The organism is Cognatishimia sp. SS12 (assembly GCF_028369055.1).
Taxonomy (GTDB): domain Bacteria; phylum Pseudomonadota; class Alphaproteobacteria; order Rhodobacterales; family Rhodobacteraceae; genus Cognatishimia.
Map to the genome: position 1 here is coordinate 1 of NZ_JAQNCZ010000009.1, position 15,479 is coordinate 15,479.

General features: G+C 46.9%; 16 protein-coding genes. 3 read left to right on the forward strand and 13 right to left on the reverse strand.

The window, feature by feature from the left end; translation table 11 throughout:
- On the forward strand, window positions 1-108 hold a 108-nt coding region (locus N6L24_RS15390; RefSeq protein WP_271845622.1), incomplete at its 5' end, for a transposase domain-containing protein.
- An 83-nt stretch (window positions 109-191) separates the two neighbouring features.
- On the opposite strand, the gene N6L24_RS15395 is transcribed toward N6L24_RS15390, so the two are convergent.
- From N6L24_RS15395 to rfbC, 12 genes are all read right to left on the reverse strand, one after another.
- Complete coding sequence (locus N6L24_RS15395; RefSeq protein ID WP_271845597.1) at window positions 192-1,193, reverse strand: hypothetical protein; 1,002 nt, start codon at window positions 1,191-1,193, stop codon at window positions 192-194.
- Window positions 1,194-1,369: 176 nt separating this feature from the next.
- Window positions 1,370-2,239, reverse strand: a complete 870-nt coding sequence (locus N6L24_RS15400; RefSeq protein WP_271845598.1) for a glycosyltransferase — start codon at window positions 2,237-2,239, stop codon at window positions 1,370-1,372.
- Window positions 2,236-3,258, reverse strand: coding sequence for a hypothetical protein (locus N6L24_RS15405; RefSeq protein ID WP_271845599.1), 1,023 nt, complete (start codon window positions 3,256-3,258; stop codon window positions 2,236-2,238). The genes N6L24_RS15400 and N6L24_RS15405 overlap by 4 nt, the downstream gene beginning before the upstream one ends.
- Entirely contained in the window at window positions 3,173-3,541 is a 369-nt protein-coding gene (locus N6L24_RS15410; protein ID WP_271845600.1) for a hypothetical protein, read from the reverse strand. Before N6L24_RS15410 ends, N6L24_RS15405 begins: the two co-directional genes overlap by 86 nt.
- Before the next feature lie 188 nt (window positions 3,542-3,729).
- Window positions 3,730-4,593 (reverse strand): sulfotransferase, encoded by an 864-nt coding sequence (locus tag N6L24_RS15415; protein WP_271845601.1) that lies wholly within the window; start codon window positions 4,591-4,593, stop codon window positions 3,730-3,732.
- 1,152 nt (window positions 4,594-5,745) lie between these two features.
- Entirely contained in the window at window positions 5,746-6,708 is a 963-nt protein-coding gene (locus N6L24_RS15420; RefSeq protein ID WP_271845602.1) for a hypothetical protein, read from the reverse strand.
- 118 nt (window positions 6,709-6,826) lie between these two features.
- Window positions 6,827-7,999 (reverse strand): UDP-galactopyranose mutase, encoded by a 1,173-nt coding sequence (gene glf / locus N6L24_RS15425; protein WP_271845603.1) that lies wholly within the window; start codon window positions 7,997-7,999, stop codon window positions 6,827-6,829.
- A gap of 96 nt (window positions 8,000-8,095) precedes the next feature.
- Window positions 8,096-9,091 carry an NAD-dependent epimerase/dehydratase family protein gene (locus tag N6L24_RS15430; protein ID WP_271845604.1) on the reverse strand — a complete coding sequence of 332 codons (996 nt, stop codon included), beginning with the start codon at window positions 9,089-9,091 and terminating at the stop codon, window positions 8,096-8,098.
- Between the two features lie 208 nt (window positions 9,092-9,299).
- Complete coding sequence (gene rfbA, locus N6L24_RS15435) at window positions 9,300-10,175, reverse strand: glucose-1-phosphate thymidylyltransferase RfbA (RefSeq protein ID WP_271845605.1); 876 nt, start codon at window positions 10,173-10,175, stop codon at window positions 9,300-9,302.
- Window positions 10,172-11,041, reverse strand: a complete 870-nt coding sequence (gene rfbD, locus N6L24_RS15440) for a dTDP-4-dehydrorhamnose reductase (RefSeq protein WP_271845606.1) — start codon at window positions 11,039-11,041, stop codon at window positions 10,172-10,174. Before rfbD ends, rfbA begins: the two co-directional genes overlap by 4 nt.
- Window positions 11,038-12,087, reverse strand: a complete 1,050-nt coding sequence (rfbB, locus tag N6L24_RS15445; protein ID WP_271845607.1) for a dTDP-glucose 4,6-dehydratase — start codon at window positions 12,085-12,087, stop codon at window positions 11,038-11,040. Before rfbB ends, rfbD begins: the two co-directional genes overlap by 4 nt.
- A 3-nt stretch (window positions 12,088-12,090) precedes the next feature.
- Entirely contained in the window at window positions 12,091-12,645 is a 555-nt protein-coding gene (gene rfbC, locus N6L24_RS15450) for a dTDP-4-dehydrorhamnose 3,5-epimerase (RefSeq protein ID WP_271845608.1), read from the reverse strand.
- Between the two features lie 261 nt (window positions 12,646-12,906).
- Between rfbC and N6L24_RS15455 the strand changes: the two genes are divergently transcribed.
- Both N6L24_RS15455 and N6L24_RS15460 read left to right on the forward strand, forming a co-directional pair.
- Window positions 12,907-13,128, forward strand: coding sequence for a helix-turn-helix domain-containing protein (locus tag N6L24_RS15455; RefSeq protein WP_271845609.1), 222 nt, complete (start codon window positions 12,907-12,909; stop codon window positions 13,126-13,128).
- A 1-nt stretch (window position 13,129) separates the two neighbouring features.
- Window positions 13,130-14,437: a HipA domain-containing protein gene (locus N6L24_RS15460; protein ID WP_271845610.1), complete on the forward strand. Its 1,308-nt coding sequence runs from the start codon at window positions 13,130-13,132 to the stop codon at window positions 14,435-14,437.
- Window positions 14,438-14,447: 10 nt separating this feature from the next.
- Here N6L24_RS15460 and N6L24_RS15465 read toward each other — a convergent pair whose 3' ends face one another.
- On the reverse strand, window positions 14,448-15,476 hold the full coding sequence (locus tag N6L24_RS15465; RefSeq protein ID WP_271845611.1) for an SDR family NAD(P)-dependent oxidoreductase: 1,029 nt from the start codon (window positions 15,474-15,476) through the stop codon (window positions 14,448-14,450).
- Between the last annotated feature and the right edge of the window lie 3 nt (window positions 15,477-15,479).

Here is a 15,479-nt window from a genome sequence, read left to right on the forward strand (position 1 = left end):
ATCGACCCGCACGGCTATCTGTCAGGCATCCTGACAGCCATTGCTCGCGGACACAAACAGACAAACATCAATGATCTGCTGCCATGGAACTACGTCAGACCAGTGTGATCAGCGCAACGCTTAAAGTTGACTATGAATCCGAGAAAAGGAAAATGAACGAAGCGGGCACCTCGAGAAAGTTCTCCAAGGAACTAAAGGATTTGATGTATTGTAGATTTTTTTGACTTGGAGAAGCCGAGTGAGATCAAAACTACAAAGATCAGAGTATATACAATTTGCAGATCTACAAAGAACTTCAGAGTGGGTTGGAAGACCAAGAATACGATAACTAGTCTTTTGTAGTCTTGGTGAACCGAATTCCAATTTTTGCATGCAAAGAAGGTTAGGCTCAATTTAATTAATAGAGAAATATTAATTAATGGCCCAACGACCAACAGACTAATCACGGGTAAATTTGTTGCGATAAAATAAGTAGACCCAAGGTGGGCCCTAAAGTGACCTAATTCGGCTTGAATTGGATAATAAATTTGGTGAAATGATTGAGCTGAAAATAATGCGAGCTGTAGCTTTGAGAAAATTCTACTATTTAATAAACTCGACTCGTGAAAATTGTTATTAAGCAAGCCAACGCCCTGATTTTCGTAAAATTTCACGGAGTTAAAGATTGCGTCAAAATGTGTAAACACGCTTACAAAGTTTTCTCCAAAAAACCCCAGAAAAATCATAGCTATAATCGTGCAGAATAGGCATACGATGCCCAAGACTGTATAAAGCACTCTTTGATTTATCGTCATTTCTTCAAGTGATAGCCTATTTAGAAACAAAACAATCACAAAAGAAAGAAAAATGCCTTTCGATCCAGAAATATAGACGAAAAAAAGCACCAATAATAGCACAAGTGAACCTTTAGCAGTGCGCTTAAATTTAGATTGAGTGATTTTTAAAAACGACAGTGCGATAGAAAAAACAAACAGAGCGTAGATTAGCCCATTTCCATTTCTTTGATGCTGGTATGCATGCCTGGGATCTGTAAACCACGAAAGACTTCTTGTTTGAATGACAAGGAGCGATATGCACACAATTAGGATAAAGATCACCAAGGAAATCGGTAATTTTCTCACATAATTGAGAGAGGAAACAAAAGAAGGCATTTTTGAAAGAAAAAATGCATAAAAAGTAACTGTGAGTAACATGAGTATTTCATGCGTTTGCACCAAATAAATGCTGTCACTTTGATAGCCAATCAACGAGTAGCCGATGAGATGAAAAAAATAATAGTATGAGAAGGAAAAAAACACTGCGGCTGCGAAGTAAATATTTGTCGCGCGTGTTACATACACCAACAATGCTAAGTTGTATAAAGCCAGAATCATAATTTCATGTAGTCTTCCAAAAATTGGGTTGGCCAACCCAACGGATTACTTGTAGCCATTGAAAGCTTTTCTGTTAGTTCTTCTGGAGAACCCGAAAAAAAGTCGAAACGATACGCAGGTTTCACAAGAACTCTCAATTCTGGAATGTTATTCACTAGTACGGGTACTCTATTTAGATAGGCTTCCATTATAACTAGAGGGAGACCTTCGTAAATTGAAGGCACCAATAATACCCCATCAATAACATTCCATGGGTTTTGTATGAAACCAAGGAAGTTGATATTTTCATGCTGTACGAACTCTGTTGGAATTTGTGCATTATTCGCCCTATTGTCGCCAATCAGACTTATATTGTATTTCTTGAGATTTGGTAGGAACCTTTCTAGAGATTGAATCCCTTTTTGGGGACTATAGAGCCTGCCTATTAGGTAGACATTTGCTTCATTAAGGTCTGATTTTGTAACAAAGAGATTTCTATGGTTTATATAGTTTTTTCGGATGTCTATCTGAGCTTTAGCACAGAATTTCCTCAGATAGCGTTGTTCAAATTTGGAAATAGTTATCAAGCTAAAATGCCTCAACAAAAATTTCAACCAGAAAATTTTCAAATTATGAAAACGTTGCCCTTTTCTAAAAAATGGCAGGTAAATGAAACGATTTCTCTTTGAGACAACAAAAAAAGAGAATATAATCAAAGGGATATTTTGATATATAGTACCTAAACAATATACTTGATTAGATGACCTAAACTTCAAGATTTTTGCGGCATTAAAAACAGTAAACTCTGCGCGTCTTTCATTTGCAAACATTTCTGCTTGAGCCTCATGCCCACCCCGCTCGGATCCATTGTAAAAAAACACTGTCATTTTTCGCTAAACTCTATGACTTGTTCGGCCCATTCGAGGCTCGATTTTGGTAATTTCTGGTCAAATTTAATAGTAGGTTTGGTTTTTAGCTTTAGTAATTCTCTGGGCAAATTGTTTGATAAAACTATCTGATTTCCATAGTCGAATTCACTGCGGACGTTTAGGTGCTTGTCGACGATAACCCAACGCTCCCGCAATGCGGACTCAAGTAATGGTATTCCGAATCCTTCAAGCTTGCTTGTATAAAGCACGGCTTGATGTCGATCTATCGCTTCAAGTAATTCTAACGAGCTATCTGCACGCATAAACTCTACACTTGCGAATATGCTTCTTAGATAATTGACAAGAGCCGTGTCCGTTTCGATACCATTTTCAATAATTGTTAATTGAATATTTGGCTGATCTTCTAATTGTCGAACACCCGAACCAAAGTTTTTGTAGCCCTTCCATGCACCATAGTACAAAATCTTAGTTGGACCGGTATCCGGATACTCGGATTTCTTCTGAGAATAAAACACTGAATCTGCTGAGTTATAGATGACGGTATGTTTTTTGTACTTTAAAACCAATTTTGCAAGTTTTGGGTAAAAATTTGTAAATTCTCGTAGTGATGTTTTTGAAATGAATATTAGTCGCTTGGCTAATAAAATAGATATAATTTTTATTATGATTCTTTTCAAAGCTGATGGAGAGGACTTCATTTTGCGTTCATCGATAAAGTCATGGACAAATAAAGAGTTGCATAATGCTAGCCGTGGATAAACAGAAATAAGCGTCCTATTCAAATAAGGAACAAATTGGGAGGCCTTTTTAAGCCAAATTTTATCTGTTTTCTCAAATAGGGCGTAGTGCCACCTTGTATCAGGAATTTCGGCGTTCAAAGATTTGTATAGTTGATATATGCCGCGGTAGCTTCGAATTTCGGATATATACCTATCTAATTGCAGACCAAGCATTTTTGCACTTTCGTTCGTTTTCTTCAACCGCTCTGATAAGTCGGTTTTTAGATAGTTGATCAAGCTGAGCCTCTTCAATCAATCGAACTATATTTTGGAACACATCGTTTCTATTAGATATTGCCGCGTACCCACCTTCTACGACCAATTCAACAGGGTTGAAAGGTGTACCTTTCTGAATTAAATTCAATGTTCCATGGACACGCTGATCCAAAATTTTTATGTATTTATTGAAGTAATCCGACGCGTATTCCGCTGGATAGTCCTTGCAGAAGCAATCGGTGACGGAAAGTTGCCAGCGGCCCGGAAGGTCTTCGTAGTCAATTCCGTGGAGTAATTTGCTCATGGAATATCGCCTTATACCTTTTCTATGGCACGATATTCTATACAGTAAATCCTCTGATGGTAAGGATTCAAGCTCAATAGCCCGTTTCAAACGTTTCCGTAGCGGTGTTTCGAGGCCTCTAAGGCGGATCGAGAAGTACGCATATAGGCATAGTTCGACAAAAATTAGCCTTTTGTATACGAAGCCCTTCATTTCACAGTGTCCTTTAATTGCCGAAAAATGGAGAGGGCAAACTCTACTATTTTTACCCAACGATAGTGTATTTCTGGGTAGTCATTTTCGTCATGATTTAAAATTTGAGCTGAGAAATTATTTTTATAATAGTAATCGATGAACCAATTACTTTCAATTTTCGCTTTTTTAAGATCGAGAGCCTTTCCTAACAGTTTGTGTTGCTTCCGCGTGAACTCAGGCAGTGTTTTTATATCGATGGACTGATTAAAATCACCCATGTTTGGGCAAAATCCAGTGTTCTCCAGGTACAATAGTAAGGAGTTTATCTGCGCGCGGCTCTGACTAATAAAATCTTCGAAATTCACTTCAAATTCAGTGAGTTGGCGAGCTAAATGCACCCGGTCTATCCAATACTCGACGGCTTTTCCAGTGTGAGTAGGCCCCCAAGATACGTTGAGCAAAGATCGTACCGTTGATCGAGCATCTCTTTTAATATGAATAAAGGTTGAGTTCTTAAATTCACCATTGACCTTCCAAAGGTAGGCGATTGGGGTTGAATCAATCAGAACTTCCGTCTCTACAGGAACGTCGAAATTTAGAAATGCTAGTCGAATAAATAGTTCCTCATATGTTTCAAATGTAAAATTGAAACGTAGCTCGCCTTTTCCCCAAATCTGGTATCTTTGATTGGTGCTTAGAGCTTGCACCAAGTTATTCTGCAGTGCGCCCAGTGGAACCTTTCGGAGTTCAGCGAAAAAGTGAGCCTCAGGTAAGACAATAGAATTTGGGATTAAATTGCCTAACTCACGGGATAGAATTGTCGTGCCAGATCGATCACAACCACAGCAAAAAACTAACCGTGTGTCATTTTTTCTCATCGTCTTAGCCTCAACTTAATAAGGATCGCCAATAGTGAGAATAATTCGAACAGCAACAGACTGTGTATCGCTGCAATACTGATAGATACGCTTGCTGACGCAATGAGTGCACCCGAAATGAAAACTATTAAATTGTATCTTTGGAGTGAGTTCATGTTGAGAACTACTATGAGGTAGTTTGAATAAAGGAATGCTGACAGGGGTACAATATGACCAATAAGTATGAGTGATAGAATAGTAGTGCCATTAAGATCGGGTGTTAATTTCAAGTTCTCGTAGAGGACACCCTTAAAGGAAAAAAATACCAAGGTAGTAAATAAAAATATCCCGAAAAAAAGCGGACCGATTCTCTTCATCTCGTTAGTTGAATGTTTGTATACTGTGGATCTTTTATTTCCATGATTTCTTTTAATGTTTATTAGTGATACATTTTTTAGAATATTTTGTCCTAAACGGCGAATACGATCTATGTAGGTAAATTCGACTAATTGTGTTGCTGTAATTTGGTTTACAAAATAAAACAAAAGTGTATTGGGTACAGCGCCAAGTAAATTGGCTGAAACGCTGAGTTGGAGTTGTTTGCGAATAGCAAGCAACATGTATCTTGGAGAAATGTTAAAAATCTTATATTCTATACGATTGATTACCTCGAAAAATGTCAGGATTGCAGGCAGCAAGCTACCAAGTAAAAAATAGCTATAAACCGCGGTATAGTTTACGTCGTGCGCCAAAAGAACTATCGCAGCTTGAACGCATCTACTAATAATTATTAGAACGATTAGTCTGTTGATGGAACTTGTGGAAATATGGATTGCTGTAATATTAAACAACAACGAAAAAGTAAAAAGGCTAAAGAATAGACCACTGGTCAAAGAGAGCCCGAGAGCAATTGTCGCAACAATTGCGCTAATAACGACAAGGAATATTTGGAACGTGAGGACTATCAATAGCCGTGCTGTTTTTCCTGTGTTTAAATAGAACGGCCAATTATTATTTGTTCCAAAGTTAATAATACTGGTTGCGAATATTGCTGAATACATAATGTAAATTATGTGCGCTATTATTTCAGAATTTACTTTTAGTATTAATAGTGAAAACAGAAAAAACTGAACAATTGAAGACAAAGTTTGTATTAGCGTAATTTTTGATGCGTTAAGCATTCTCAAACAAACCTACGATCATATTGTTAAATGATTCCCTGATTTCGGAGCATGATGCTTCCAATTTGGTTTCTTTTTGGTTATTATCCAAGTTTTGGTAAGCACTGATCTTATCAAGCTCTAAGGTGCTCCATTCCTCTTCAGGTATTTTAAACAGTAATTCATGATTTATATCGCGTACGCCGCCTACATCGGTCGTTATTACATTCACACCAGCTGATAGAGCCTCTAGTATTACCAGATCATAGTAACACTTCCTGTTTGGAATGATTATTGCCCCGACATTTGAAAGAAAATCCCACTTGTCAGTTCTACCAATTTTTTCAAGGTTGGAGATGCTTTTACCTTTCCAGGTTGCTACAAAGCGTTGATTAGGATGCCGTTTTGTCAGCGCTTTAAAAATGTCAGCGCCTTTTACCCTCATGTCTCTACCTAAGAACCCGAATTCATACTTCTTTTGAACAGCTTTTGGATATGGAAAATCAGTGTCAGGCAAAAGCTCGGTCGAAAGTAAAGTGGGGAAATACCCAACCTTTTTAATCTGCTTAGCTAATAAGAAAATGGGATCTCGATATGAGCTAATTGATTGTGGAGAAGCGAAATAAAGCGCGTCGCATAGGATCAAGGCGAGGTAAAATTTTACGCACTCCAACGGTATTTTGGCAAAATTAGCAATCGTTTTATTATTATAGTACGTCTCTAAATATGGTAGCGTTGGGTTATGAAAAGTTTGCACGAAACGTGTTTTTTTATGTTTGCTATAACGCGACAAATAACCAAAAAATCGTTTTTTTAAACCGTCAGCTCGATGGAAAATGGCTACGTCGGTGTGTTCGATGTCAAAAGATATATATCTCTTTTTAGAAGGTTCGTCCAAATCTGCAACGAAATGAGAGATATATCCGTTGGCACCGCCATAGTTTGTGTGCCCGAAAAGGTAGTGTGTTACGTTCATTTTTCCTCCAAGGAAAACTGCTTTTTGGGGCTGCCTCTGAGAGAGTCTCGAGGTCACAAAGTTGATTTGTACGATTTTCTAGTTCTCGCGAGAAACCAGATAGGTTTACGGTAATAGATCAAAGAGGGCTTTTAAAAAATGCCGGCATTTTTTTGGAAGATCGCATACAATTCAAAAAATGGTCCGCAGTATCTAGTGCTTCTCTTATAGTGACGTCCATGTCAAGGTATCTATAAGTTCCTAACCGGCCGACAAATGTAACGCCATCTGACGTATTTGCGATATCCACGTAGTTTGATAAAAGTGCTTTTTCGTTAACCTGCCTTATTGGATAATATGGAATGTCTTCGGGTTCCGCTGCGCGAGAAAATTCTTTGTAACATACAGAAGCATCATGTTGCTCCCAAGGGGAAAAATACTTGTGCTCTGTGATTCGAGTATAAGCAACGTTTAGGTCACCATAGTTCATGACGGCACAACCTTGAAAATCCCCATCAACTTTGAACCTCTCAAAGTCGAGGGTTCTATATCCCAAACGGCCCAGTTCATAGTCGAACCAACCATCGATAGCCCCAGAATAAAAAACATGAGCGTATTTGCCGGATTGTGAACGGCTAAAAAAAGTGCCTAACCGCAGCTCGATGTTTGGGTGGTCGAGTATCTTGGCTATCATGTTTGAATAGCCGTGTTCAGGCATGCCCTGAAATTTGTGGAAAAAATAATTATCGTCGTAGTTAAAGCGAATTGGCAGTCGTTTCAGTATAGATGCCGGTAGGTCTTTTGGCTCACAGCCCCATTGCTTGATGGTATAGCCCTTAAAAAAAGCTTCATATAGCTCATTACCCATGAACTTAAGAGCTTGTTCTTCGAATGTTGTGGGTTCAGATATTGTTGTGTCAGCAAGCTCTTGTGTGATGAATTCTTTAGCTTCATTCGGCGATAAGGTTTTTCTAAAAAACTGATTGATTGTGTGCAAATTCAGTGGAAGAGAAAACACCCCCTCTGCCCCATAGGCATCAACAGAAGTTGTTTTGACGCGGTTTTTGTAGGGTAGAAACTGAGCGAACGAATTCACATATTTCCAGACTTCCTCATCATCGGTATGAAATATGTGAGGGCCATAGCAATGGGTCATTACCCCGGTTTCTGAATCGCGCTCAGTGTGGCAGTTACCCCCAATATGCGAACGAGAATCCGTTACGATAACGCGATAGCCAGCTTCTGCAAGTTTGCGTCCGATGATCGAGCCCGACAGACCAGCGCCAACAACATGAATGGGGTTCGTAACCATTTTGTCTCCTTAAACCGCTTTTAAAGTAAGCGAAGAAATTGTCTTATTAGGTTCAAAGAACCAAAGGTTCTTAGCCGGCTGCGATGAAAGTGGAGGCTATTCCGTAAAGAATATCTCTCTGTTCGGATCAGGTGCCAGAAACTCACTGTGTAAAGTGTTATGTATTCCTTCCGACAATGTGAAAGGCGCCTCAAACCCCTCTAAATCATTCTTAGCTGAACAAAATTGCGTAAACGCTACAAATTTTTTCACCCTTATCGAACTTATGGGAAAGTTTTTTCCAGTAACTTTCGTGACACAGTCGGCTATGTAACCGATTAGTAAACCGAACCAATATGGCAGACGCAAGCCCGCACCGTGTTTGCCAAGTAGTTTGTCACGCACCAGTCCAACCAACTCGTTCATTGTAAGGTCAGGCGTATCTACATAATTATAGACGGCGTAATCTTTTTCGGAACTCAGACAAGTTTGTAGGAAGGCCGTTATGTTTCCAATGTACGCCATTGATTTCTTATTCTCTCCGCCCCCGATCATAAGAAACTTCCCAGAATATATCTGGTTTAGCAGGTTGAAAACGTTTCCTCTGTTTCCTTCCCCAAATATGACCGTTGGTCTGACTATGACTAAGCTATTATCTCCAGAATTCTTCCAATGGCGGAGTTTTTCTTCTGCCTGAAATTTAGTTATTCCATATTCGTTAAAGGGGTTAATTTTACCAGATTCATCTGTTTTTGGATCAGCAAAACCATAAACGGCAACCGTACTTGTAAACACAATTTTGTTTATGCATTTTTCTGTGCAAATCTTGGCGACGTTTTCGGCACCTGCTACGTTTGTATGGAAATATTCAGCTTTGTCACGAACATCATCGCGGTGAACCGCCGCAAGATTTACGACAACATCCCCTGATATAGCCTCACGAAGAGACACAATATCTCGTACGTCTCCAGTTTTACATTTTTCCGGGAAACGCTGGCTCTGTTTTATATCGATAATCTCGAAATCAATTTGATGATCCACGAGGCGTTGGCAGAAATTTGTCCCCACAAAACCAGAACCACCAATCACCGTAATTTTTTTGTACTTTGCCATGTCTTTAAAACAACCTAAAAAACCTTGCCGATGTAATTTCTTCAGTCTAGAGATCTTAATTCAAACAAACGGCTCTTTCTGATAGCGGTGATCTTCACCCCCCCCAAAGCTCTGCCGCATTATACTTCGCGTGCCGGATAGCATTGCGTAGAGCATTGGTCAAAGCGGAACTGTGGTTATAGCAGCATATTCTTGTTACTCATCATATTTACTCCCCCGCCAGCCCTTCCAAATACCGCCCAAAATCATTCTTCTTAAACATCTCTGCCCGCGCAAGCAGCTGTGCTTTGGTGATCCAGCCGGCGTCATAGGCGATTTCTTCTAGGCAGCCCGTTTGCATGCCTTGGCGCTGTTCCAATGTCCGCACGAAATTGCCGGCGTCCAGCAAAGAGCCGTGGGTGCCGGTGTCAAGCCAGGCATAGCCGCGGCCCATCAGTTGCACGTCGAGTTGATCCTCGGCCAGATAGCTTTCCAGCAGGGTCACGATTTCCAGCTCGCCGCGCGCTGAGGGCGCAACTTTCTTGGCGCGCGCAGGCGCGGTGCCGTCGACAAAATAGATGCCGGTGACAGCGTAATGCGAGGGCGGCACCTCGGGTTTCTCGACGATGCTGCGCACGTTGCCCGCCGCGTCAAAATCGACCACCCCATAACGTTCGGGATCGGCAACGCGGTAGCCAAAGACGCTGGCCCCGACCTCTTTGGCGTTCGCGGATGCCAGCAAGGCGGGCAGCGAGGCCCCGTAGAAAATATTATCGCCCAGAACCAAAACGCTGGGGCTGCCATCCAGAAACTGTTCGGCCAAGATAAAGGCCTGCGCCAGGCCATCGGGGCTGGGCTGCACGATATAGGTCAGCGCAATGCCCCATTGGCTGCCATCACCCAGCGTGCGTTTAAATTGGTCTTGATCTTGCGGCGTGGTGATGATCGCAATCTCGCGAATGCCGGCCAGCATCAGGGCCGACAGCGGATAGTAAATCATCGGCTTGTCGTAGATCGGCAGCAGCTGTTTTGAGACACCAATGGTGATCGGATAAAGCCGCGTGCCAGAGCCGCCGGCGAGGATAATACCTTTGCGTTGGGTCATGATGTCGATCCCTTTAAGTCGGTCAATACGTCGGCAAGGCTGCGCCGCCAGTCCGGGCGCGCGATGCCAAATTCAGTCTCTAATGCGCCGCACTCCATGCGAGAATTCAGCGGGCGTTTGGCCGGGGTTGGATAGTCGCTGGACGGTATGTCGGTGACGCGCACAGCCAGATTGGCCTGCGCAAAAATATCGCGCGCGAAATCCGCCCAGCTGACATCGGGCTGGCCTGCAAAATGATAGGTGCCGCTTTTGCCGGTGCCCGCGCGCAAGCCGCGCGCCAGTGTCAGACAGGCCGCGGCGATGTCGGCGGCGGCGGTGGGGCCACCAATTTGATCAGAGACCACAGTCAGCGCATCGCGCGTTTCAGCAAGCCGCAACATGGTTTTTACAAAATTGCTGCCATGGGCCGAAAACACCCAAGAGGTACGCAGGATCGCATAGCACCCGCCGGCTGCGATAACGCCGCGCTCGCCCGCCAGTTTGCTGCGCCCATAGGCCCCGATCGGGCCGGTCGCGTCGCCGGGCCGCCAGGGCGCATCGCCACTGCCATCAAAGACATAATCGGTTGAGATATGCACAAAGGGAATGTCGCGCGCGGCGCAAGCTTCGGCCATGGCGGTGGGGGCGTCGCCGTTGATCACGGTGGCCAGCGCCTCGTCTTCCTCGGCTTTGTCGACGGCGGTATAGGCGGCGGCATTGATCACGGCATCCGGCGCATGTTTGGCAATTGCGGCGGCGCAGGCGGCGGGATCAGACAGATCCGCCTGATCGCGGCCCAAAGCGATCATATCTAGGGCAATTACGTCGGCCTGGCGCTGCAGCTCAGTCGCAACTTGCCCGGTCTTGCCGAAAACGAGAATCTTCATGCCTTTACCCCAAGGCGGGTGCCAACACCTTGGCGCGCTTGCAGCGGGCGCCACCAATCCTCGTTGGCGAGGTACCATTGTACGGTTTTGCGCAGGCCCTCTTCGACGGTTACGGACGGGCGCCAGCCCAGCTCATCGCGAATGCGGCTTGGGTCAATCGCATAGCGCGCATCATGGCCGGGGCGGTCGGTGACAAATGTGATCAGATCGGCATATGTGCCGTCAGCACGGGGGCGCAGATCATCCAGAATGTCGCAAATCGTCTGCACCAGCTCCAGATTGCTGCGCTCATTCTCGCCGCCGATATTATAGCTGCGGCCCAGCTCACCCTTTTTCACCACCAGCAGCAGCGCATCGGCGTGGTCCTCGACATAAAGCCAGTCGCGCACATTGCTGCCATCGCCATAAATCGGCAGCGCTTTGCCCGCCAACGCATTGAGGATCACCACCGGAATCAGCTTTTCCGGGAAATGATAAGGGCCGTAATTGTTGGAGCAATTGGTCAGAACAACCGGCAGGCCATAGGTTTCGGCCCAGGCGCGCACCAGATGGTCAGAGGCCGCTTTTGAGGCGGAATAGGGACTGCGCGGATCATACGATGTGTCTTCGGTGAACTGCACATCGGGGTCGGCGGGCAGCGATCCGTAGACTTCGTCGGTCGAGATATGATGGAAACGAAAGCTGTCTGGCTTGCCGGCGTCCTGCCAATAGCTGCGCGCCGCTTCCAGCATGTTAAACGTGCCAGTGATATTGGTTTCGATGAAGTCAGACGGCCCGTCAATCGAGCGATCGACATGGCTTTCGGCGGCCAAATGCATCACCGCGTCAGGCTTATATTTGGCAAAAACAGTGTCGAGCGCGGCGCGATTGCGGATATCCACCTGCTCAAACGCATAGTTTGGGTGGTCCGCCACACTGGCCACATTTTCCAGACAGGCCGCATAGGTCAGCGCATCCAGATTGACCACCTGATCGCCCCGCGCAATCGCCGTGCGCACCACGGCCGAGCCGATAAACCCTGCGCCGCCTGTGACCAAAATCTTCATGTCTTATCCTTCGTACACAAATGGGCTGTCAAAATCCGCCAGCGCCGGGGCGGCGGCGTCTTTGTCACTCAGCACCGGCGTGCCATCAAACCCCCAGTCAATGCCGCAGCTGTCCCAACGCACGGCGCCATCACAGTCGGGCGCGTAATAGTCGGAGCATTTATAGATGATTTCTGTGTCGGGCTGCAGCGTGATGAACCCATGCAAGAACCCGGCGGGCACCAACAGCTGTTTGCCGTTTTCAAACGTCAGCTTTTCGCCCACCCATTGCCCATAGGTCGGGCTGCCTTTGCGAATATCCACCGCAACGTCAAACAGCGCGCCGCGCCCACAACGCACCAATTTGGCCTGCGCATGCGGCGGCGCCTGAAAATGCAGCCCGCGCACGGTGCCCACATCGCTGGACAGTGAATGATTGTCCTGCACAAAGTCAGTGGTGATGCCGTGATCCGCCATGCGCTGTTTGTTCCAGCTTTCGCTGAAAAACCCGCGATGATCGCCAAACCGTGCCGGGGTAATACACAGCACGTCAGGAAGGGAGGTGGGTTCGATTTTCAAATGTCGTCTCGTTTTCAGGTCTGCACGCGGCTTGTTTGGGATAATCTACGCTAGTTTGCCGATAAGTCGCCGAAATTTAAGACCATTCCGCGGCAAGCGCATGAAAAAACCGGGTCGGGCGGAGCTTGAGCCCCTTTGCCGACGTCATTAACGGGTGTTTAGTTTTGCGAAATTTCGGACTTCTGTTGGCAAAACCTAAAAGAGTATTGAGTTTTTGTGCTAATCGAAGTAAAAAGGACAAAACCTAAATGAGCATTTAGTATGACAGCCGCAAACCAACCGATCCTGACAGCCGCAGACCTTGGCCAAGTGCTGCGCCAAAAGCGCAAGGCGCTGGGACTGACGCAAGAAAGCCTTGCGCTGCAATCTGGTGTTTCTGTCCCAACCATCATTGCCGCCGAAAAGGGCAAAGAAACGGCCCAGATTGGCATCATTTTTGCGCTCTGCCGCGACTTGGGTATTTCCCTAACGGCGGAGCTTTAGCGTGCTGCGCCTGGATGTCTTTTTAGAAAGCCAAACCGCCCCGGCAGGGGCGCTCATCCGCGCGGACGATGGGGCGCTGTCATTCCAATATCTCACCGATGATTTGCCGCACCCGGTCTCGCTCTCGCTGCCGGTGCAGGAGGCCCCGTTCGGCGACGTGAGGACACGTGCATTCTTTGCCAATCTGCTCTTTGAAAACACGATGCGCGATCAGGTGATGCAGCGTCACCGCATCGACCAAAACGACATCGCGGGCCTGCTGTATCATCTGGGTCAGGATTGCCCCGGTGCCTTGTCTGTTGTGCCCCAAGGCACCGCACCGGGCAAACGCCCCGGCCATCTGGACACAGATTATGTGGCCCTGTCCGACGATGATCTGATCACGCTGATGACGTCACTTCGGGATGTGCGGCGGCTGCCCAACAGCGCCGGTGATCCATCCCCACTTGCCGGGGTGCAGGCGAAGGTCGCGTTAACACAGCTTCCCGATGGCAGATTTGCGCTGCCAAAACCCGGCACCGGCGCGCCAACCACCCATATCCTGAAGGTGCCGCGCGTGCAGGATATGCAGATGGTGCCGCACGAACATATCGTGATGGGAATCATGGCGGCGCAGATGGCCCACCCGGTGGCCGAGACAACCATGATCGGCACTGGCGATCTACGCGCATTGCTTATCAAACGCTTTGATCGCCGTATCGAGGGCACCGCCGTGCACCGCATGCATCAGGAAGATTTCTGCCAGGCGCTGGGTCTTGGACCGGCACTAAAATATCAGCGCGACGGCACAGACAGCGCCGTCTTTTCTGCGCAGGCCGCTGGCACCGTTCTGGCCGCCTGCGCCACGCCCGCGCAGGCCCGCGTGGCCTTTTTCGAAGCCAGCCTGCTAAATATCCTGTTGGGCAACACCGATAATCATGCAAAGAATCATGCGCTGCTTTATGACAATGACCCACGCGGCAGGCCCATCTTTGCACCGCTTTATGATGTGGTGCCCACGATGCTTGATGGGACCGTCACCCATCAAATGTCCTTTGATATCGGGGGTGCACAGATGGCCGAGGATATCACTGGGCCGGACCTGGAGGATTTTGCCCGCGCCCTTGGCTATCGCCGTTTGACCGCCGCAATGAAACGGCGGATTACGGCGTTGATTGAAAACGTCACCGCAGAAATCCCGGGCCTCGGCGGCCCAGAGCGGAAGCGGATTGGCGATGTGATTGCACAAAATGCCAACACGCTGGCCGCTGCGCTCAACGCGCCCATCGACATTCCAGAATGGGATTTGGTGCCGGTCAACCGACCATGAGAATCGATCCTCAGCTCGCCGCCGCCTCATTCGGGCGGTAGTAACTGCGGTACCAATCGACAAAGGCCTGCACGCCGGTGGGCACATCTGTTTTTGGCTGGTACCCGGTCAGGGTTTTCAGCAATTCTGCATCCGCCCACGTCGCTGGCACGTCGCCGGGTTGCATCGGCAAGAGGTTGCGCTTGGCGGTGAGGCCGGTGGCGGCCTCAATCGCTGCGATGAAATCTGTGAGCTGCACCGCGTCATTGTTGCCGATGTTGACCACGCGGTGCGGGGCGACTGGCGACAGGCTGTCGCCCTTGGGTACAACGCCATCTGCCGGGCGCTGCGGCACGGCGTCCATCAACAGGCGCATGCCGTGCACCAGATCAGTGACATAGGTGAAATCACGTTTCATATCGCCATGGTTATAAACGTCGATCGGCGTGCCTTCGAGGATGGCTTTGGTGAATTTGAACAGCGCCATATCCGGGCGGCCCCAAGGGCCATAGACCGTAAAAAACCGGAACATCGTGATCGGCAGATCAAAGAGATGCGCATAAGAATGTGCCATATTCTCGGTGGCTTTTTTGGTGGCCGCGTAAAACGACATCTGATGCTCAGCGCGCTGGACCTCTTGGTACGGCATCTGGGTATTGGCCCCAAAGGCCGAAGAGGTTGAGGCCAGCAGCATATGTTTCGGGGGGTGCGCGCGGGCGGCCTCCAGAATTTCAAAGGTGCCGTTGATATTGCTTTCCAGATACGAGCGCGGGTTCTCAATCGAGTAGCGCACGCCCGCCTGCGCAGCGAGATGAATAACATAATTCGGATTATGCGATTGAAATAAATCCATGATCAGCCCCGGTGTTTCCACCTTGCCGATCACCGGGATGAAATTTTCATGTGTCAGATCGGCGTGCCGCGCCTCTTTGAGGGCGACATCATAATAATCGCTGAGCGCATCCAGCCCGATCACGCGAAACCCATCGGCCAGCAGCCGCTTGCAGGTGTGATACCCAATGAACCCAGCAGAGCCTGTGACCAAAACAGTCTCTGTCATGGC

What these genes read in the sequence shown, in the direction of transcription:
- N6L24_RS15465 (WP_271845611.1), bottom strand. Translation starts at nt 15,476, where the DNA reads ATGACAGAGACTGTTTTGGTCACAGGCTCTGCTGGGTTCATTGGGTAT.
- rfbA (WP_271845605.1), bottom strand. Translation starts at nt 10,175, where the DNA reads ATGACCCAACGCAAAGGTATTATCCTCGCCGGCGGCTCTGGCACGCGG.
- rfbD (WP_271845606.1), bottom strand. Translation starts at nt 11,041, where the DNA reads ATGAAGATTCTCGTTTTCGGCAAGACCGGGCAAGTTGCGACTGAGCTG.
- N6L24_RS15420 (WP_271845602.1), bottom strand. Translation starts at nt 6,708, where the DNA reads ATGAACGTAACACACTACCTTTTCGGGCACACAAACTATGGCGGTGCC.
- N6L24_RS15430 (WP_271845604.1), bottom strand. Translation starts at nt 9,091, where the DNA reads ATGGCAAAGTACAAAAAAATTACGGTGATTGGTGGTTCTGGTTTTGTG.
- N6L24_RS15395 (WP_271845597.1), bottom strand. Translation starts at nt 1,193, where the DNA reads ATGTTACTCACAGTTACTTTTTATGCATTTTTTCTTTCAAAAATGCCT.
- glf (WP_271845603.1), bottom strand. Translation starts at nt 7,999, where the DNA reads ATGGTTACGAACCCCATTCATGTTGTTGGCGCTGGTCTGTCGGGCTCG.
- N6L24_RS15415 (WP_271845601.1), bottom strand. Translation starts at nt 4,593, where the DNA reads ATGAGAAAAAATGACACACGGTTAGTTTTTTGCTGTGGTTGTGATCGA.
- N6L24_RS15455 (WP_271845609.1), top strand. Translation starts at nt 12,907, where the DNA reads ATGACAGCCGCAAACCAACCGATCCTGACAGCCGCAGACCTTGGCCAA.
- rfbB (WP_271845607.1), bottom strand. Translation starts at nt 12,087, where the DNA reads ATGAAGATTTTGGTCACAGGCGGCGCAGGGTTTATCGGCTCGGCCGTG.
- N6L24_RS15400 (WP_271845598.1), bottom strand. Translation starts at nt 2,239, where the DNA reads ATGACAGTGTTTTTTTACAATGGATCCGAGCGGGGTGGGCATGAGGCT.
- N6L24_RS15410 (WP_271845600.1), bottom strand. Translation starts at nt 3,541, where the DNA reads ATGAGCAAATTACTCCACGGAATTGACTACGAAGACCTTCCGGGCCGC.